Consider the following 20,049-nt stretch of genomic DNA (forward strand, 5'->3'; position numbering starts at 1 on the left):
TTCCGGAACTGCCCGTCGGCAGTCGTGAACCGACCGCTGCTTATATGCTCCCCACAAGGTGCGGCCATGACACGGGAGGGGTGCGAGGTGGTTCTGCGTGAGGCACCGTCGATCGAACCCCACGGCAGCCGCGCATTGTCTGCCGCCGCGGACGACGACGTCGACCCCGCGGTGGCGCGCCGCAAGGAACTGCGCGCGTTCCTGGCATCGACTCCCGCCAAACTCACCGCCCTCGGAGCCCTCCTGGTCCTGCTCACACTCGCGGCCGGGTTGGTGGCCGCCTCGACGGTGAACAGCAGGGAAGCCACTCTCGACAGCGTCCTCGCGGAGACGGAACCACTGTCGTTCTCGGCGCAGAACCTCTACAGCGCCCTGTCCGTGGCGGATGCCGCGGCCACGACGGCATTCATCTCCGGCGGTCTCGAACCTCCCGAACTCCGCGACATCTACGCGCAGGCGATCGGCACGGCCTCCGCCGACCTGGTGTACGCGTCGGGCGGTCTCGCGGCGAGCGACGTGGACAGCCGCCGACTGCTCGCCTCCATCTCCAGCGACCTCAGCGTCTACGCCGGTCTCGTCGAGACCGCGCGGGCCAACAATCGCACCGGCCATCCCGTCGGCGCGGCCTACCTCAGCGAGGCGTCCACGCTGATGCAGACGAGCATGCTGCCGATGGCGCAGCAGTTGCACGCCCAGCAGGAGGCTGACGTCGCGGACACGCAACGGGACTACTCCCGTCCGCCCTGGCTGGCGCTGATCCTGATCCTCGTCGCACTCGTCGCGCTGCTCGTCGCACAGATCGTCATCGCGAGACTCAGTCGGCGCACGTTCAATCTCGGGCTGATCGTGGCGTCGTCGTGCACGGCGATCCTCCTGGTGTGGATGCTGGTCGCCGGTCTGGTCTCCTCCGTCGACACCAAGCGGGCACTGACCGAGGGCGCCCGCCCGATGCACGAGTTGACCGCCGCCCGCATCCTGGCCCAGCAGGCGCGCACCGAGGAGACTCTCAAACTGGTCCGCCGCGACTCGAACGGTGACTACGACGCCGTCTTCGAGGACAAGTCCGGTCAGCTCGACACCCTGCTGTCGAGCTACCCCCACGACGGCGACCGCGCGGTCGGCCACGACGAGGTGGCGCGGGCGCAGGAGGCGTGGACGCGCTGGTCTTCGGCACACGACCGCATGAACGAGATCCTCGCCAGGGGCGACTTCGTCTCGGCGGCAATGGTCGCCATCGGACCGGGACCTTCGGATTCCGCGGCTCAGTTCACCGCCGTCGACGACGCGCTCACCGACGGAATCGGCACCGCCCGCGATCGGCTGCGGTCGAATGTCGAATCCGCGGCCCGGGTGCTGACCGCGCTCGGTTCCGGTGCCCTCGTCCTGACGCTGATCGCGTTCGGCGGAATTATCATCGGGTTGTGGCCTCGATTGAGGGAATATCAGTGAGGCGGCGCCGGATCGCGCTGGTGCTCGTGGCGGCCACCTTGCTGATCGGCGGGTGCGCCGAGTCGAGTCCCGAGCACGTCGGATCGCCGAGCGTGTCGTACACCGAGCCCCCGCTTCCCGCGGCTGCGACGCCGGCGCCCGAGACCAGCGCTGCGCCGCCGACTCCCGAGAAGGACTGCGGCGATCCCACCGCGAGCCTGCGCCCGTTCCCCGACACCGACGCCGCACCGCCGATGCCGACGGTCGACGCCATCCGTGCGCGGGGGCGCCTCGTCGTCGGCCTCGACACGGGCAGCAATCTGATGAGTTTCCGCGATCCGGCGACCGGTGCCATCCAGGGCTTCGACGTCGACGTGGCCCGGGAGATCGCGCGGGATCTGTTCGGCGATCCGGACCGGCTCGAGTACCGCATCCTCACGTCGGCGAATCGTGAGAAGGCACTTCAGGAGTCGATGGTCGACATCGTGGCCAAGACGATGACCATCACCTGCGACCGGAAGGAGCGGGTGGCGTTCTCCTCCGAGTACTTCGAGGCGCAGCAGCGGGTTCTCGTCGTGAAGGGCTCCCCGATCCGCAGCGCCGCCGACCTGGACGGGAAGCGGGTCTGCGTCGTCCGCGGCACGACGTCGCTGACACGGCTGCAGCAGGTGGCGCCCACCGCGGACATCCTGACGGTGCCCATGTGGTCGGATTGCCTGGTGGTCCTGCAACAACGGCAGGTCGATGCGGTGAGCACCGACGACACGATCCTCGCCGGCCTGGCGTCCCAGGACCCGTATCTCGAGATCGTCGGAGACAGCATGGGCGCCGAGCCGTACGGCGTCGGCATCACCAAGGCGAACGAGGACCTGGTGCGGTTCGTCAACGGCACGCTCGAACGGATCCGCCGCGACGGTACCTGGACCGGGATGTACGACCAGTGGCTGTCGATGCTGGGGCCGTCCCCCGCCCCGCCGTCCGCCGTGTATCAGGACTGAGGGGACACATGCCGCAACATTCGAAGAACCCGGAGTCCACCGACCCGGACATCGCCACCCAGGCCGCCGTCCGGGAGCCGGAAGAGGACGCCACGCAGGCCGCGGTCCGGGAAGAACCGGACGAGGGTCCGGCCACCCAGGCGACGCCGACGTCCCGGCCGTCCGGCGCGTCCGGCACCGGCCGCTCGACGCGCTCACCGCGCACCCGGTCCGGGCGGCGCCTGCGACTCGGTGGCGGTCTCGTCGAGGTTCCCGTCGTGAAGACGCTCGACCCGGCGTCCGCCGTGATGACCGACCCGAAAGTCCCCGAGAGCAAGCGCTTCTGCTGGAAATGCAACAAACCGGTCGGCCGCACCAGTGCCACGTCGGAGGGCTCCGAGTACGGTCTGTGCCCCTCGTGCGGAGCCACCTACGACTTCCGGCCGCTTCTCGGCCCGAACGAGCTGATCGGCGGCCAGTACGAGGTGCAGGGCTGCATCGCGCACGGCGGCCTCGGCTGGATCTACCTGGCCATCGATCGCAACGTCAGCGACCGGTGGGTGGTTCTCAAGGGCCTGTTGCACTTCGGCGACGCCGAGGCTCAGGCCGTGGCGGTCGCCGAACGGCAGTTCCTTGCCGAGGTGGCCCACCCGAGCATCGTGAAGATCTTCAACTTCGTGGAGCATCCCCGGTCGGACGGGACCCCGATGGGGTACATCGTCATGGAGTACGTGGGCGGTCACTCGCTGCGGGACGTCCTGTCGACGCACGAGAAGCCCGAGCGGATGCCGGTCGAGCAGGCCATCGCCTACGTGCTCGAAATCCTTCCCGCACTGGCGTATCTGCATTCCACCGGCCTGGTGTACAACGACCTCAAACCGGACAACGTGATGGTCACCGAGGACGCCCTCAAATTGATCGACCTCGGGGCCGTCGCGGGCATCGAGGACTACGGCTACCTGTACGGCACACCCGGGTTTCAGGCGCCGGAGATCGTCAAGACGGGCCCGACCGTGGCGTCCGACATCTACACGGTGGGGCGCACACTCGCCGTCCTGACGCTCGACATGCCGTCCGACAAGGGCCGGTACCTCGACGGGATCCCGTCCCCCGAGCAGGCGCCGCTCCTCGCGGAACACGAGTTCTTCCACCGACTCCTGTTGCGCGCAACCGACCCCGATCCGAATCGGCGTTTCGCGTCCGCCGAGGAGATGGCGGGGCAGCTCACGGCAGTACTGCGGGAGGTGCTCGCGCAGCAGACCGGCGAGGAGCATCCCGGACTGTCCACCGTGTTCAGCAAGCAGAGAACGACGTTCGGCACGAACGAGGCCGTCGAGCAGACCGACGTGTACGTCGACGGCGTCGAACGGGACGAGAATCTCGATCCGCAGTCCGTGGCGCAGGCGTTGGCGGTGCCCCTGATCGACCCGACCGATCCCAACGCCCCACTCCTGGCCGCCGCGGTGCACAGCGAACCGCAGCAGACACTGGAGTCCATTCGGCACGCGCGCGAGAACGGTATCGAACGAGTCGTCGGTGAGCTGGACGTGTCGTTCTCCCGGGAACTCACGCTCGCCGAGATCAAGGCGCACCTCGATCTCGGTGACGCCGCCACCGCCACCGAACTCCTCCGCGACGTGGCGGGAGACATGGGCGGGAACTGGCGCGTCGACTGGTACGCCGGACTCGCGACGCTCATCGACGGCGACTACGAGACGGCGTTCTCCCGTTTCGAATCCGTGCTGAAGGCGATGCCCGGGGAGACGGCTCCCAAGCTTGCGCTGGCCGCCACCGCCGAACTGATTCTGCAGCACTGGGAGAGTTCCGATCCCCATCAGTGGCGGACGTTCGCCGAGAAGTACTACCGGACGGTGTGGCGGACCGACCACAGCATGGTGAGTGCGGCATTCGGGCTGGCGCGGCAACTCACCCAACGCGGCGACCTGCCCGGTGCCATCGCCGCCCTCGATCAGGTTCCCGCGACCTCCCGGCACTTCACCATGGCCCGGATGACGAGTGTGTTGATGCTGTTGTCCGGCAAGCCGATCGAGGAGATCAACGAAGCAGCCCTCCGGGAGGCTGCACTCCGTGTCGCCGCGCTCGCACCCGAGGAGAGCCGGGCACTGCAGATGCGCACGCTCGTACTGGGCACCGCACTGGACTGGATGCGTGCCGGTCACACGTCGGCGACCGAACGCGAACAGATACTCGGTGTGCCGTTCACCGAACGGGGCCTCCGCAAGGGCGCCGAGGCCGGCCTGCGGGCGCTGGCCCGCAACGCCCCCGAGCGCACTCACCGGTACACGCTGGTGGATCTGGCCAACGCCATCCGGCCCAAGAGCCTGCTGTAACGCTCAGGCCCCGATCAGGTCCGCCGCGGCACGGGCGATCGCGAACTCCTCGTTGGTGGGCACGACCAGCACCTGCACGTCGGACTCGTCCGCCGAGATACGGCGTGCGTCCCGGGAATCCGTGCGATTGCGGTCGTCGTCGACGACGATGCCGAGCCGCCCCAGCCCGGCCAGGCTGTCGCGGCGGACGTCGACATTGTTCTCGCCGACTCCCCCGGTGAACGTGATGACGTCGACACCGCCCAGTTCCACCAGGTAGGCGCCGATGTACTTGCGGAGTCGGTGCACGTACACGTCGTACGCCAACGCCGCAGCGTCGTCGCCCTCACCGACGAGCGTCAGGAGCGCCCGGAAGTCGTTGACCCCGGACAGGCCCTTGAGTCCGGAGTGCCGGTTCAGGAGGTCGTCGATCTGATCGACACCCATCCCGCTGCGGTGCAGGTGCAGGATGACACCGGGATCGACGTCCCCGGACCGGGTGCCCATGACGAGCCCCTCGAGCGGGGTCAGCCCCATGCTCGTGTCGACGGCCCGCCCCCCGCGGATCGCGGACGCCGAGGCGCCGTTCCCCAGGTGCAACACGATCTGGTTCAGCTCGGACAGGTCCCTGCCGAGGAACTCGGCCGCGCGCGCCGACACGTACTGGTGCGACGTGCCGTGGAAGCCGTACCGCCGGATGGAGTGCTCCTTCGCGACCTGCAGGTCGATCGCATACGTCGACGCCTCCGCGGGCAGGGTGTGGAAGAACGCGGTGTCGAACACCGCGACGTGCGGGATGTCCGGCAGCTCCTCCCGCGCCACCTCGATCCCGATCACATTCGCCGGATTGTGCAGCGGTGCAAGGTTCGAGAGATCCGAAATGGACTGCACCACCGCGTCGTCGATGATCGTGGGTTCGAAGAACACGTCGCCGCCGTGGACGATGCGATGACCGACCGCGACGATCCCGGCCTCCCTCAGCGGTCGGCCCACCTCGGCGACGATGTCCGACACCATCTTCAGCCCGACCCGGTGGTCGGCGATGTGAACGTGGCGCTCCGCCAATCCGGTGCGGTGGTGGTAGACGATGCGCCCCTCGGGTTCCCCGATCCTCTCGATGAGCCCGGACGCCGAGGCCTTACCGGTGTCCGGGTGGATCAGCTGGAACTTGATCGACGACGAACCGGAATTGACTACCAGTACGGACCCCTCGGTCACTGCTCTGCTCCCTGCGCCTGGATCGCGGTGATGGCCACGGTGTTCACGATGTCCTCGACCAGCGCCCCTCGCGACAGGTCGTTGACGGGTTTGTCGAGGCCCTGCAACACCGGTCCGACGGCGATCGCGCCGGCGCTGCGCTGCACGGCCTTGTACGTGTTGTTCCCGGTGTTGAGGTCGGGGAAGATGAAGACCGTCGCCTTCCCGGCCACCGCCGAATCGGGCATCTTCTTGTCGGCCACGCTCTGCTCGATGGCGGCGTCGTACTGAATGGGGCCCTCCACCAGGAGGTCCGGGCGACGCTCGCGGACGAGTTTCGTCGCGGAGCGCACCTTGTCGACGTCCGCGCCGCTGCCGGAGTCGCCGGTCGAGTACGACAGCATCGCGATGCGCGGATCGATGCCGAACTGAGCCGCCGTCTGCGCCGAGGAGATCGCGATGTCGGCCAACTGTTCGGCGGTGGGGTCGGGTACCACCGCGCAGTCCCCGTACGCGAGCACCCGATCGGACAGGCACATCAGGAAGACACTCGACACCGTGGACACCCCCGGTTGCGTCTTGATGATCTCGAACGACGGCCGGATGGTGTGCGCCGTGGTGTGCGCGGCACCGGAAACCATGCCGTCCGCGATTCCCAAGTGCACCATCATGGTTCCGAAGTACGAGATGTCGCCCATCACCTCGCGGGCCCGCTCCACGGTCATGCCCTTGTGGGCGCGGAGCCGCGCGTACTCCTCGGCGAACGGCCCGGCGTGGTCGGACGTCCGGGGGTCGAGAACCTGTGCGTCACCGAGGTCGACGCCGAGTTCCGCCGCGCGGCGCCGCACCTGCACCTCGTCGCCGAGAATCGTCAGCGCCGCCACCTGCCGCTGCAACAGTCTCCCCGCCGCGCGGAGGATGCGGTCGTCGTCGCCTTCCGGGAGCACGATGTGCTTGCGGTCGCGGCGGGCACGGTCGATCAGCTGGTATTCGAACATCTGCGGAGTCACCACCGAGGGGATCGGTAACTTCAACCGCTCCAGCAGTGTGGGTGCGTCCACCCGCAGTTCCATGACGCTCAGCGCGGTGTCGATCTTGCGCTGCGAACCGACCGCCACCCGGCCACGGGTCTGCGCGGCCGCACTGGCCGTGTCGAACGTGCCCAGTCCGGTGGTGAGGATCGGCAACCGCGGCTTCAGGCCGGCCATCAGCTTCGCGATCGCCGGGTGCGGCATCAGGCCACCGTTCATGATGATGCCCGCCAGCGACGGGAAACCTTCGGCCTCATGCGCATTCACCATCGCCAGTAGCACGTCGGAACGGTCGGCCGGGGCGATCACCACCGTGCCCTCGGTCAACCGTTCGAGAATGTGCTCCGCCGTCATTCCGCCCACCATCACCCTCAGCGCCTCGCGGTGGAGAAGCTCGGGGTCGCCGCTGAACAGGCTGCCGTCGATCGACTCGAGGAGTTCGGCCATGGTCGGTGCGACCAGCAGCGGGATCTCGGGCAGGCTCCACGCGGGCACACCGGTGGACGCCAACGCGGCGGTGACCGCATCGAGCTGATCCGGGTCGCAGCGGTTCGCGACCACGGCGAGCGGATGGGCGTGGTGAGAAGTCAGTTCACCGATCGCGAGATGGGCGAGTTGCGCGACCTCCTCGGGGGTGCGCCGCGCTCCCTTCACGGCGAGCAGCACGGGTGCGCCCAGGTTGGCGGCGATCCTCGCGTTGTAGCCGAGTTCGCTCGGGCTCGCCACGTCGGTGTAATCGCTGCCGATCACCACGACGGCGTCGCACTGCGCGGCCACCTGGTGATACCGGGAAACGATCTCGCTGAGCGCTCCGTCGGGATCGGCGTGGACCTGCTCGTACGTGACCCCCAGGGACTCCTCGTAGCCGACGTCGGCCGTCGTGTGTTCGAGGAGCAGCTCGAGGATGTAGTCGGGTTCCCGTGTCGATCGGGCAATGGGACGGAAGACGCCCACTCTCGCTGCCGACGCACACAGCATCTGCAGGACACCCAGCGCGATGGTGGACTTGCCGGTGTCTCCCTCCGGTGAGGCGATGTAGACGCTCGACGGCTGGGGACGTGCGGGCGGATTCACGGGTGAGGGTGTCGCTGGCGCAGCCATGGCCATAGCGTATCCGGCCGCCGCCGCGCGGCGATTGACACCGCACCCGCCCGGCGGTCAGATGACCTATGGCCGAATCACCCTTCCCCGACGTCCGGTGGGGCAGCGAGAACAGCTTCCTCCGCGAACCCGCCGCGAAATTTGCCGCCACCCGACCCGGATCGTGGGTGATCCGGAATCTCGCCGGAGTCGACCGCCGGCTCCTCCAGAAGAGCAGAGGACGCTTCACGATCCTCGGTCCGATCGCCGCACCGGTGGTCCTGCTGACGACGACGGGTCGTAAGTCGGGCGCACCGCGGACGAGCCCGCTCCTGTACTACCGCGAGGGACAGCAGATCTTCGTCGTGGGCAGCAACTTCGGGCAGGATCACCACCCGGCGTGGTCGGGGAACCTTCTCGCCCAGCCGAACGCGAAGGTCACGATCGGAGGGAAGGACATCCCCGTCACCGCGACCCTCCTCGCCGAACCGGAGCGGACACGGATCTACCGCGAATTCGACGAGATGGTGCGCGTCTACGGCGTCTACGAGCACCGAACGAACCGCACGATGCGGGTGTTCGCTCTCACCGCCTCGTGAGCCGAGCGCCGTGCCGGGGCCGGGAGCGGTGGGGCCGCCGACCGGTAGTGGTGCCCGGTCGGGGTGCCGAGGTCGATGAGGTGGGTGCGGCCGGGGTTGCGTACGGGGCGGGCGGACCGTCCGTCGCCTTCCTTCGCGTGGTTGCATGCCTCGCAGAGGCCGGACCCGTTGTCCGCCGTCGTGGCACCGGATTCTCGGTGTGAGCGGATGTGGTCGTGATGCCGGATCGGCGCATCGCACCACGGCGTGCGGCAGGTGCGGTCCCGGAGGTCGATCAGCTTTCGCAGGCTCTTCGGGAACGTGCGCGACTGCGACTCCATCGCCGTCAACGCCCCCGACTGTGGGCACGCGTACACCCGCTGAAGCGTCGTCTCGGTGTCACTGTCGACGGCGGCGGCCACCAGCTGCCGGGCAATTCCCGCGGGTGCGGCCGCCGCTGTTGCCGGTGGCGATCAGACTGTCGGCATCCCGACCCAGCGTGGCCTGCACACACACCGCCTGCTCCACCGGCATCAACGCACTCAGGTAGGCCATCGAGTCCGGCGCCGTCCGCGTCGTGACCCGACGCTCCGACACCGCCTTGCGGTGCCGGGCCACGACCGCTGCGGCATCGAGTTCGACCGCCAACGCTTTCGCGCGTGCGATCAGACCGCGGTCGCCGACCCCGTCGAGAGTGGCCGGGTCCGAACACAACCGGCGGTCCACGATCGCCCGATCCGCAGCCGACAGGCAGGCCGTTTCGCGCACCAACAACGTCGCTCGCCGGCCGGTCCGCAACATCGCCAGGGTGTGCGGCATCTCGTGCACCAACGCCTGCGCGAAACCCAGATGCCGACCACCACGGTTCGGGGACTCCCTGCGCGCCAACGCAATCTGCGAGGCAATGCCGCGGTCCCACTCCACCCGCGGCAACCCCCGAGCCCTGCGATCCGCACGGATACACGTGGCGACACCATCGGCGATCACCGCCTGCACCGCACACCCGACCGACTTCAACACCTCGAGCGCATCGAGCCACTCGATCCCCAACCCCGCATCACCGTCAGCGGAAACCCTCCGCAACCGCGCCGTGAACGCACGCAGCTCATCCAGATCCGGCGCCATCGATTCCCCCACAACCAACCTCCCCCAAGGTCGTTCGAATGCATGTTCGACTCTAGCAACAGTTCGTGAACAATGGCAATAGCCGCACGCCGATAAAAGTGCGTGCAGCACAGGACCGTACGGCGCTATACAAGAGATCGCGCACGCCTGCGCCGAGGAATGGAGAAGTAGTTGCCCACGAATGCCGCACCGGATCCGATGACCCTGCACCCTGTTTCGGGTCAGCCTCGGGTGGTCCTGCTCAAACCTCTGATCGAGAACCCGCTGATCATGGTCGGGGAGTACAGCTACTACGACGACCCCGAGTTCGCGGACGAGTTCGAAACGCGCAATGTCCTGCACCATTACGGGCCGGACCGGCTGATCATCGGCAAGTTCTGCGCATTCGCGACCGGGACGACGTTCATCATGAACGGCGCGAATCATCGAATGAGCGGAGTCTCGACCTTCCCGTTTCCGATCATCGGAGGGTCGTGGGCCGAGCATTCCGATCTACTCGCCGACCTACCGTCGCGCGGCGACACCGTCGTCGGCAACGACGTGTGGATCGGAGGCAACGCGACGATCATGCCCGGCGTCCGCATCGGGCACGGTGCGATCGTGTCGACCGGTTCGGTAGTGACGCGGGACGTGCCGGACTATGCGGTCGTGGGCGGGAATCCGGCCGTCCACATCAAGGACCGCTATTCGAAAACCGAGATCGCCGCGCTGGTGCGGATCGCGTGGTGGGACTGGCCGATTTCCATCGTTACCGAACATGTGCGGACCATCGCCGCAGGCACCGTCGAGCAACTTCAGGATGTCGCCGACGGACTCGGCTGAATCAGCCGCGCGCCGCCTGCGGTGCTTCGAGGTCGAGTTCGCCGTCGTCGGCGAATACGAGGCGTCCGTCGTCGAGAGCGACGGCCCAGCGGTGCACGGGCGCCCAATCACGTCCGAGGAGTCCCTCCGACTGGGACAGGTCCGCGAAATCCTCGATCACGACACCGGGCGCGGGAGCATCGGAGTCGCGGCGGACCCGGACGCGAGCGCCGACGACGACGTCGGGGCCGTGGGGCTGGGCGGCACTCTTCTGATCAGACATGGGTTCATTCCGCTTTCTGCAGGGTGATGCCGGGGCAAGGGATCATCCGGGCCCGCTGCCGAGAACTCACTACAGACGATCCGCAAATTTTGAGCAAGCCTTGCGTTGGAGTTGTGGGGATCATCACCGAGGCCTTGACGTACGCAGAACGACCCGACTTTTGTCCACTGTTTGTACACCAGAGGCATTGACGTCAAGAGACTTCTTCGACATGATTAGGTGTAACTGCCGGTCACACTGACATGGAGGAATTTCATGGCACGCTCGACGCTCGATATCCGCAATCCGAAGATCACGGATCGCCAGGACACCGGCGCCCGGCTCCTCCAGTCCTCCGCCCGCATGTCGTACGACCCGACGGTCGAGGTGGACTGGGACGCGCCCGTCCCCGACGACCTGTACGGCCTCACCCCCGAGTGGTCCTCGCTGTACGGCACGCCGATGTGGGACGAGATGACGTTCGAGCAGCAGATCACGCTGACGAAGCATGAGGTGTCCTCGATCATGGGCACCGGAATCTGGTTCGAGATGATCCTCCAGCAGATGCTCATCCGGGACATGTACGCCAAGGACGCGTCGCAGGCCCACTTCCAGTTCGCGCTGACCGAGGTAGCCGACGAGTGCAGGCACTCGGTGATGTTCGCTCGCACCGCCGAGAAGTTCGGTTGCCCCTCCTACGTTCCACGCAAGTCGGTGGTCACGCTGGGTCGCGGGTTCAAGGCACTCGCTTCGGGGGAGGTCGCGTACGCCGGCATTCTCGTCGCCGAGGAGATCCTCGACGTCATGCAGCGCGACTGGATGAAGGACACACGCGTCCAGCCGATCGTCCGCGTCACCAGCAAGATTCACGTGGTCGAAGAAGCCCGGCACATGCGCTTCGCCCGGGAGGAGACCCTGCGACGGGTCCAGGGCATGAGCAAGGCGCACCGTGCTGCGAGCCGCGCCTGCATCGCGATCGCGTCCAATCTGATCGTCTCCAGCATGATCAATCCCGCCGTCTACGCGGCAGCCGGACTGGACACCGAACGCGCGCTGCGCGAGGCGAAGAACAACCGATTCCGGGCCGAGAAGATTCGCGAGAGTTCGCAGCCGCTCATGCGGTTCCTGGACGACGCCGATCTGCTGGGCGGTCCTTCCCGGCACCTCTACAAGCGCGTGAACATGCTCTGAGGCGCTCCGCGCCCGTGCGCCTTTCTGGTAGCACCCACTACCAAAAAGGCGCACGGGCGGCGAAGCCGCCTACCCCCGCAACCGTGGCGCCAGATCCCGCTCGAAGAGTTCCAGGAACCGCTTCTGGTCGTGGCCGGGAGCGTGGAACACCAGGTGGTTCAATCCCGCATCGAGATACGGGCGGATCTGCGCCACCGCCTCATCCGGATCCGACGCCACGATCCACCGCTTCGCCACCTGCTCGATCGGCAACGCATCCGCCGCCTTCTCCATCTCGATCGGATCATCGATCGAATGCTTCTGCTCCGGCGTCAACGACAACGGCGCCCAGAACCGCGTGTTCTCCAGCGCCAACTCCGGATCCGTGTCGTACGAAATCTTGATCTCGATCATCTTGTCGATCTCCGCCACATCACGGTCCGCCTTCTCCGCCCCCTCCGCGACCGCAGGCATCAACTTCTCCGTGTACAACTCCATGCCCTTACCGGACGTGCAGATGAACCCGTCGCCGCTCCGACCGGCGTATCGGGCCACCACCGGACCACCGGCCGCGATGTACACCGGAATCCCACCCTCGGGCACGTCGTAGATCGACGCCCCCTTCGTGGTGTAGTACTCACCCTCGAAGTCGACCCGGTCGCCGAGCCACAGCTCACGCATCAACCGGACCGCCTCCCGCAGCCGCGCGAACCGCTCCTTGAACTCCGGCCACTCCCCCGCAAAGCCCGTCGCGATCTCGTTGAGCGCCTCACCGGTACCCACGCCGAGCATGATCCGCCCCGGGTACAGACACCCCATCGTCGCGAACGCCTGCGCCACCACCGCCGGGTTGTACCGGAACGTCGGCGTCATCACCGACGTCCCCAGCTGCAGCCGCTCCGTGCGCTCCCCGACCGCCGTCATCCACGCCAACGAGAACGGCGCGTGACCGCCCTCGTGCCGCCACGGCTGGAAATGATCCGACACCGTCGCCGAATCCATACCGTGCGCCTCCGCCAGAACACCCAGCTCCACCAACTCCCGCGGACCGAACTGCTCCGCGGACGCCTTGTAACCGAGCTTGAGTTCGTGGGCCACCGTGTACTCCTTCGTCTTCACGTCCGGTTCGCGAGATGCAAACCTCTTCTGCAGGTTAGAGCGCGGCCACCAGGCTGGCGAGCGCCGCTCCCAGTGCCACCACCGTCAGTGTCACCGCGAACAGCCACAACTCGTGGGGCGGCGGCATCGGTGCGCCGTCGCGCAGGGCCTTCTCGACCTGCGACCACCGCCGCATGCCGACGAGGGCGGCTGCCGCGGCGAGGCCGATCAGGATCAGGCCGAGGGTCGTCCGCACCCACCCGGTGCTGAATTCGGGGACCAGGTGGATCATCGCGATGCCACCGGCCAGGAGTGCGAGCGAACTCCGCATCCAGGCGAGGAATGTCCGCTCGCTTGCGAGGGTGAAACGTTCGTCGGGCCGGTCGTTGTCGGTCACCGAATCATCTTTACACCGGTTCACGGGAACCGCACCAAGCAGGTCCCCCGCAGTTCTAGATTGGAAGGGCAGGCCACAGCCAGGGGGCGTCCATGCGACCGTTCGAAGCTCTGCGATCCGCGTTCTCTCTGCGTGTGCTGGCGGTGATGTTGCTGGTCGTTTCCGGGTGGGCGGCGCTCGGCCCGCCGTCGGTTTCGGCGGAGCCCCGCATCACCAGGGTGGACGTGTATTCGGAGTCGATGGGCCGGTGGGTGGCCAACGACGTCATCTCTCCCGCGTCGGGCGCTCCGGCGCCGACCTTCTACCTGCTCACCGGTATCGGTGGCGGGTCGGACGGGATCTCCTGGTTCAACAACACCGGTGTGCGGGACTTCTTCGCCGACAAGCACGTCAACGTGGTAATGCCGATCGGCGGCCAGTACAGCATGTACACCGACTGGGATGCCGATGACCCGGTCCTCGGCCGGAACAAGTGGCAGACGTACCTGACGAGTGAACTCCCCGCAGCCATCGACAGCCGGTTCGCGACCACCGGGGCGAACGCCATCGGCGGGGTATCGATGGCGGGCGGCGCGGTACTCGACCTCGCCGTTCAGGCTCCGGGTTTCTATCGGGCCGTCGGCTCGTACAGCGGGTGTGCCGCGACGAGCGGACTGCTGGGTCAGGCGATGGTGCGGTCGATGGTGGAACTGCGGGGCGGCGGCAATGCGGCCAACATGTGGGGCTCCGCCATGGATCCGCGGTGGCGGGTACACGACCCGATGCTGAATGCCGAACGACTGCGCGGCACAGAATTGTTCGTCTCGAGCGGCAACGGGCTTCCCGGCAGCATCGACAACCACGACCCCGTGCTGGTGGTGCCCCAGACGATCGGCGGCAGCGTCGTCGAGATGGTGACCAACGTGTGTGCGGCCGCGTTCCAGTCGCGGCTGCACTCGCTGGGGATTCCCGCCACGTTCGCCTACGTCTCGCAGGGCACGCATTCGTGGGGGCTGTTCGAGACCGAGTTACGGGAGTCCTGGCCCGTCATCGGCAGTGCGATCGGGGCGTGACCCCAGGGAGTGTTCCAGGATCGGCCCGATGACCGCGAGGGCTTCCGGCGTGGTCATCCGCAGGTGGTCGCATTCCACCTTGTGCTCGACGATCACGCCGGTGATCGCGGGCTGCCAGACGCTCGGCGACGGCCGTTCGCCTTCCTCCCCGTCGGCGGACTGCGCGGCGCTGAAGAACACCAGGTCGCCGTCGAACACCCGCGGCCGGTATCCGGTGGAGATCTGCTTCGAGTTCTCCAGGCCGGTGCTGATGCGACCGAGGAGGGTCGACGCGAACGCGGGGTCGCGGCCGAAGGATCGTCCGAGCATCTCGACCAGCTGCTCGCGGTACGACGTGCCGCCCTCGCCCTCGCCCTCGAACTCGACACCCAGCCCGTGCAGCCACTCCTCGGCGTTCACCTCCAGGTCACCGAAGTTTTCGCCCTCCGCGACGTAGCTGTCCATCATCGCGAGCGTGCCGACCTCGGCGCCGGACTCACGGAGTTCGACGGCGACGGCCTGGGCGATGACACCGCCGAGGGACCAGCCCAGTAGGTGGTAGGGGCCGTGAGGCTGCACCGCGCGCATCTCGACGACGTACCGGTGGGCGAGCTGCGCCATCGACTCGAACGTCGTTCCGCCGCTGAGGATCGGCAGCTGCAGCCCGTACACCGGACGGTCGGGTGAGACGTACTTCATCAGTCCGGCGTATCCCAGCGCGAGTCCGCCCGCCGGGTGCACGCAGAACAGCGCGGGTTGCGCACCGGACGCCCGGAACGGGACGACGACGTTCAGCACGTCGTCGGCGGGCATGCTTCCGAGCGCCGACGGGTCGACGATGCGGCGAGCCAGGCCCTCCGGCGTGGGGTTGCGGAAAATCCACTGCAGGACGACGTCGGTGCCGAGACGGTCGCGGAGCGCGGACGCCACCCGGGTCGCGACGAGCGAGTTCCCGCCCAGTTCGAAGAAGTCGTCGTCGGCCCCGACGCGGTCGATGCCGAGGACGTCGGCGAAGACCTCCGCCACCGCCTCCTCGACCGGGGTGGCGGGTGCCCGGAACTCTCTGGGCGCGAGCACCGGTGCGGGTAGCGCTCGCCGGTCCAGCTTGCCGGTGCGGCCGACGGGCAGCCGGTCGAGCACCACCAGCTGGGTGGGCACCATGTACGGGGCGAGATGGGATCCGGCGTATCGGAGCACCTCGGCGGTGTCGATGCTCGCACCGGCTTCGGCGGTCACGTATCCCACCAGCCGGTCGCCGGTGCCGCTGTGCACGGTGACCGCCGCGCGGCCGACGCCGTCGCAGCGGGCCAGCACCGATTCGATCTCGCCGAGTTCCACCCGCTGGCCCCGGATCTTCACCTGGAAGTCGTTGCGTCCCACATACTCCAGCCTGCCGACCTCGCTCCACCGCACGAGGTCGCCGGTCCGGTACATGCGGGAGCCGGGTTCGCCGAACGGGTTCGCCACGAAGGACGCGGCCGTCAGCGCCGACCGCCGGTGGTAGCCGCGCGCGAGCCCCGGCCCCGCGACGCACAGTTCCCCGATCACGCCCACCGGAACGGGCTGCAACCACGTGTTCACCACGATCACCTCGACGCCCCGCCCGGGGCCTCCGACGTTCACCGGTTCGTCGGGGGACAGCACCTCGCTGATCGTCGTCTGGACCGTGGCCTCGGCCGGGCCGTACCCGTTGAAGACGAAGCGCCCCGGGGTCCAGCGGTCCGCCAACTCGGGGGGGAACCGTTCGCCCCCCATCGCGAGTATCCGCAGGGAGGGGAGGTCCTCGGGGCGGAGGGTGTCCAGGATCGTGGGTGTGAAGAAGGCGTGCGTGACGTGCTCGGCCTCGAGCAGTTCGGCCAGTTCCCTTCCCCCGAAGATTCTCGGCGGCACGATCACCAGAGTCGCGCCGACGGCGAACGCCATCAGCAGTTCGAACACGGACGCGTCGAAATTCGGCGACGCCAAGTGCGACACCCGGGCACCGTGCATCGACGCGAACCGTTCCCGTTCCTCCACAGCGAGATTCGCGAGACCGCCGTGCGTGATCACGACGCCCTTCGGTGTTCCCGTCGATCCCGATGTGTAGAGCAGGAACGCGGCGTGCTCGACTCTCAGCGGACGCAGACGGTCGGCGTCGGTCACCGGGTCGCTCGAGTACCCGTTCGCCACCTCGGGATCGTCGAGCAGCAGCCACGGCATCACGCCGGGCAACCGGTCACGGTGCGCCGTCACCGTCAGCCCGAGCACCGCACCCGAATCCTCGAGCATGCCGCCGGTGCGCGCCGGCGGCAGGGTGGGATCGACCGGCACGTAGGCCGCCCCCGATTTCGCGACCGCCCACACCGACAGCACCCATTCGATCGATCGCGGCACGCCGATCGCGACGAAGGAGTCCGGGCCGGCACCGCGACGGATCAGCGCCCTGGCCAGCCGGTTCGACCGCTCGTCGAGTTCCCGGTACGACACGGTGACGCCGTCGCACGACACCGCGGTGGCCCCCGGGGCGAGCGTGGCGCCCGCGGTGAGGACGTCCGGGAGGGTGCGTTCCGCGACCGCGGGGAAGCCTCGCATGGGCACGAGTTCGTCCCGTTCGAGGGCGTCGAGGATCTCGAGGTCGCCGACCCTGATCGACGAATCGGACACGGCCGCATCGAGGATCCGGACGAACCGGTCGGCCAGGCCGGCGACGGTTTCGGCGTCGAAAAGGTCGGTGGCGTAGGTGAAACCGGCGGTGATGCCTGCCGGCGTTCCGTCGTCCGTGTACTCCTCGGACAACGTCAGTTGCAGGTCGAACCTGGCGATCGTGGCACCGAGGTCGATGCCCTCGACCTCGACGCCGGGCAGCGAAAGGTCGGGGCGCTCGACGTTCTGGAACTCGAGCAGCACCTGGAACAGCGGGGAATGTGCCGTCGAGCGGGGCGGATCGAGCGCTTCGACGACCTTCTCGAACGGCACCTCGGCGTGGGCGTACGCACCGAGATCGACGTCGCGCACCTGTTCGAGCAGTTCGGAGAACCGGCTCGCGTCGGAGACGACGGTCCGCAGCACCACGGTGTTGACGAACATCCCGACGACGTCGTCGAGTGCGGCCGCGCCGCGCCCGGCCACCGGGGTGCCGACGGCGATGTCCTCGGTACCGGACATCCTCGCGAGGAAGGCGGCCAGGGCGGCGTGCGCGACCATGAACACGGTCGACTGGTGCGCCGACGCCGTCGCCAGCAGCCGGCGGTGCAGGCCGGCCTCGATCTCGAATCCGACCCTGCTCCCGTCGGGTGTGCGTTGCATCGACCGTGGGCGGTCGGAGGGCAGGTCCAGGGCGGCGGGGAGACCGGCGAGCGTGGTGCGCCAGTAGTCCAGTTGCTGCGACACCATCGACTGCGGATCGTCTTCCGATCCGAGGAGTTGACGCTGCCAGAGCGTGAAATCGGCATACTGGACTGTCGGCGGGTGCCACTCCGGGGCGTGCCCGGCCGCCCGCGCGGTGTAGGCCACCATCATGTCGCGTGCGAGCGGGACCATCGACACGCCGTCCGCGACGATGTGGTGGACCACGACCAACAGCACCCGGTCGCTGTGGGAGGTCTCGAATACGGCTGTCCGCAAGGGGATCTGCCCGGTGACGTCGAACCCTTCCGAGACAGCCGCCGACAGCCGTTCCCGCAACTCCTCGTCGCTCGACACGGTCGTGACAGGCAGGTCCGGCATCGAATCCGCAGCGGAGAGGATCACCTGCACCGGTTCGTCGCCGGCCATCGGGAATTCGGTTCGGAGCGATTCGTGGCGCTCCACCACATCGGTCATCGCGGCCCGCAGTGCGTCGAGGTCGAGTGCGCCGGTGAGCCGGAACGCCACGGCGATGTTGTAGGCGGGCGAAGAGGTGTCGAACTGGTTGAGGAACCACATGCGGGTCTGGGCCAGGGACAGGGGAATACGCTCGGGGCGCGGCGCTGCCCGCAACTCCGGCCGGTGCGTCAGCACTCCGGCTTTCGCCGCGCGCTCCGCGAACCCGGCCACGGTGGGCGCCTCGAACAGGGCGTGCACGCCGACGTCGACGCCGAGAGCGGCATCGACCCGTGCGACGACCCGGGTGGCCGACAGCGAATCTCCGCCCAACCGGAAGAAGTCGTCGTCGGCACCGACGCGGTCGACACCGAGGACGTCGCCGTACACTTCGGCGACGACGGCCTCGAACGGGGTTGCCGGAGCACGGAATCGGCGCACCGGAGCGTCCGGTGCGGGGAGTGCGGCACGATCCAACTTCCCACTCGCCGTCACCGGCAACTCCCCCAACACCACCACCACCGACGGCACCACACCCCCCGGCAACACCGACCCCGCAAACTCCACCACCACACCCGGATCCACCCGCACCCCCACCTCCGGCACCACATACCCCACCAACCGACCACCCTCACCCACCACCACCACCGCAGCCGCCACCCCCGGACACCGCCCCAACACCGACTCCACCTCCCCCAACTCCACCCGCTGCCCCCGCACCTTCACCTGAAAATCAGCCCGCCCCACAAACACCAAAGACCCCAACCCATCCCACCGCACCAAATCCCCCGTCCGATACAACCGCGAACCCACACCCCCGAACGGATCCGCCACAAACGACCCCGCCGTCAACCCCGCCCGCCCCAAATACCCCCGCGCCAACCCCGCACCCCCCACATACAACTCCCCCACCACACCCACCGGCACCGGCCGCAACCACCCATCCAGCACCACCACCTCCACCCCCACCGCCGGACCACCCACCGTCACCACACCCCCCGCCACCAACGCATCACTCACCGTCGCCTGAACCGTCACCTCCGTCGGCCCATACGCATCGAACAACTCCCGCCCCGGCGCCCACCGCGCCACCAACTCCGGCCCCAACACCTCCCCCGCCACCACCAACACCCGCACCGACCCCAACGCCCCCTCCTCCACCGTCGCCAACACCGACGGCGTCACAAAACAATGCGTCACCCCATTGACCGCCAACCACTGCCCCAACGCCGCACCCCCGAACACCCCCGGCGGCGCCACCACCAACCGCGCCCCCACCGAAAACGCCATCAACCACTCGTACACCGACGCATCAAAACTCGGCGACGCCACATGCGACACCCGACACCCCGACCACAAACCAAACCGAACCCGCACCTCCTCAACCAAATTCGCCAACCCCCCATGCGTCACCACCACCCCCTTCGGACGCCCCGTCGACCCCGACGTATACATCACATACGCCGCACACCCACCCACCAACCGCCCCGTCCGCTCCCCATCCGACACCACACCCCCCGACACCCCCGCCACCACCGACACATCATCAACCCGCAACCACTCCACCACCGACGGCAACACCACCCCCGACACCGACAACCCCACCACCGCACCCGAATCCACCAACAACTCCCGCACCCGCACCTCCGGCAACCCCGGATCCACCGGCACGAACGCCGCCCCCGACTTCACCACCGCCCACACCGCCACCACCAACTCCACCGACCGCGGCACCGCCACCCCCACCACCAACTCCGGACCCAC

General features: G+C 68.0%; 13 protein-coding genes and 1 pseudogene. 7 read left to right on the forward strand and 7 right to left on the reverse strand.

What is annotated here, in order from left to right; translation table 11 throughout:
* The first annotated feature begins 66 nt into the window (after nt 1-66).
* Genes ACNJ7E_RS00580 through ACNJ7E_RS00590 form a run of 3 tightly spaced genes read left to right on the forward strand, consistent with a single transcriptional unit; the run spans nt 67 to nt 4,756 of the window.
* On the forward strand, nt 67-1,449 hold the full coding sequence (locus ACNJ7E_RS00580) for a hypothetical protein (RefSeq protein WP_280779798.1): 1,383 nt from the start codon (nt 67-69) through the stop codon (nt 1,447-1,449).
* Entirely contained in the window at nt 1,446-2,426 is a 981-nt protein-coding gene (locus ACNJ7E_RS00585) for a glutamate ABC transporter substrate-binding protein (protein ID WP_280780015.1), read from the forward strand. Before ACNJ7E_RS00580 ends, ACNJ7E_RS00585 begins: the two co-directional genes overlap by 4 nt.
* An 8-nt stretch (nt 2,427-2,434) precedes the next feature.
* Nucleotides 2,435-4,756: a serine/threonine-protein kinase gene (locus ACNJ7E_RS00590; RefSeq protein WP_280779797.1), complete on the forward strand. Its 2,322-nt coding sequence runs from the start codon at nt 2,435-2,437 to the stop codon at nt 4,754-4,756.
* Between the two features lie 3 nt (nt 4,757-4,759).
* On the opposite strand, the gene ACNJ7E_RS00595 is transcribed toward ACNJ7E_RS00590, so the two are convergent.
* On the reverse strand, nt 4,760-5,953 hold the full coding sequence (locus ACNJ7E_RS00595; RefSeq protein WP_280779796.1) for an acetate kinase: 1,194 nt from the start codon (nt 5,951-5,953) through the stop codon (nt 4,760-4,762).
* Entirely contained in the window at nt 5,950-8,070 is a 2,121-nt protein-coding gene (gene pta / locus ACNJ7E_RS00600; protein ID WP_418338749.1) for a phosphate acetyltransferase, read from the reverse strand. Before pta ends, ACNJ7E_RS00595 begins: the two co-directional genes overlap by 4 nt.
* Before the next feature lie 62 nt (nt 8,071-8,132).
* Between pta and ACNJ7E_RS00605 the strand changes: the two genes are divergently transcribed.
* Nucleotides 8,133-8,642 carry a nitroreductase/quinone reductase family protein gene (locus ACNJ7E_RS00605; protein WP_283336667.1) on the forward strand — a complete coding sequence of 170 codons (510 nt, stop codon included), beginning with the start codon at nt 8,133-8,135 and terminating at the stop codon, nt 8,640-8,642.
* Here ACNJ7E_RS00605 and ACNJ7E_RS00610 read toward each other — a convergent pair.
* Nucleotides 8,588-9,758 (reverse strand): annotated as a pseudogene (locus ACNJ7E_RS00610) (HNH endonuclease). The gene ACNJ7E_RS00605 and the pseudogene ACNJ7E_RS00610 overlap by 55 nt on opposite strands.
* Before the next feature lie 186 nt (nt 9,759-9,944).
* Here ACNJ7E_RS00610 and ACNJ7E_RS00615 point away from each other — a divergent pair.
* On the forward strand, nt 9,945-10,568 hold the full coding sequence (locus ACNJ7E_RS00615; protein WP_418338758.1) for a CatB-related O-acetyltransferase: 624 nt from the start codon (nt 9,945-9,947) through the stop codon (nt 10,566-10,568).
* 1 nt (nt 10,569) lies between these two features.
* Here ACNJ7E_RS00615 and ACNJ7E_RS00620 read toward each other — a convergent pair whose 3' ends face one another.
* Nucleotides 10,570-10,830, reverse strand: a complete 261-nt coding sequence (locus ACNJ7E_RS00620; RefSeq protein WP_418338751.1) for a hypothetical protein — start codon at nt 10,828-10,830, stop codon at nt 10,570-10,572.
* 255 nt (nt 10,831-11,085) lie between these two features.
* Here ACNJ7E_RS00620 and ACNJ7E_RS00625 point away from each other — a divergent pair, with 255 nt between their 5' ends.
* On the forward strand, nt 11,086-12,000 hold the full coding sequence (locus ACNJ7E_RS00625) for an AurF N-oxygenase family protein (RefSeq protein ID WP_418338752.1): 915 nt from the start codon (nt 11,086-11,088) through the stop codon (nt 11,998-12,000).
* 69 nt (nt 12,001-12,069) lie between these two features.
* On the opposite strand, the gene fgd is transcribed toward ACNJ7E_RS00625, so the two are convergent.
* Nucleotides 12,070-13,077: a glucose-6-phosphate dehydrogenase (coenzyme-F420) gene (gene fgd, locus ACNJ7E_RS00630; RefSeq protein ID WP_418338754.1), complete on the reverse strand. Its 1,008-nt coding sequence runs from the start codon at nt 13,075-13,077 to the stop codon at nt 12,070-12,072.
* A 55-nt stretch (nt 13,078-13,132) separates the two neighbouring features.
* Nucleotides 13,133-13,474, reverse strand: coding sequence for a YidH family protein (locus ACNJ7E_RS00635; RefSeq protein ID WP_005264833.1), 342 nt, complete (start codon nt 13,472-13,474; stop codon nt 13,133-13,135).
* Between the two features lie 92 nt (nt 13,475-13,566).
* Between ACNJ7E_RS00635 and ACNJ7E_RS00640 the strand changes: the two genes are divergently transcribed.
* Nucleotides 13,567-14,526: an alpha/beta hydrolase gene (locus ACNJ7E_RS00640; RefSeq protein ID WP_418338756.1), complete on the forward strand. Its 960-nt coding sequence runs from the start codon at nt 13,567-13,569 to the stop codon at nt 14,524-14,526.
* On the opposite strand, the gene ACNJ7E_RS00645 is transcribed toward ACNJ7E_RS00640, so the two are convergent.
* Nucleotides 14,482-20,049, reverse strand: a 5,568-nt coding sequence (locus ACNJ7E_RS00645) for an amino acid adenylation domain-containing protein (RefSeq protein ID WP_418338757.1), incomplete at its 5' end; no start/stop codon positions are given. The two genes, ACNJ7E_RS00640 and ACNJ7E_RS00645, sit on opposite strands and share 45 nt — an antisense overlap.

The organism is Rhodococcus mengyinensis, assembly GCF_048381435.1.
Taxonomy (GTDB): Bacteria; Actinomycetota; Actinomycetes; order Mycobacteriales; family Mycobacteriaceae; genus Rhodococcus_F; species Rhodococcus_F opacus_D.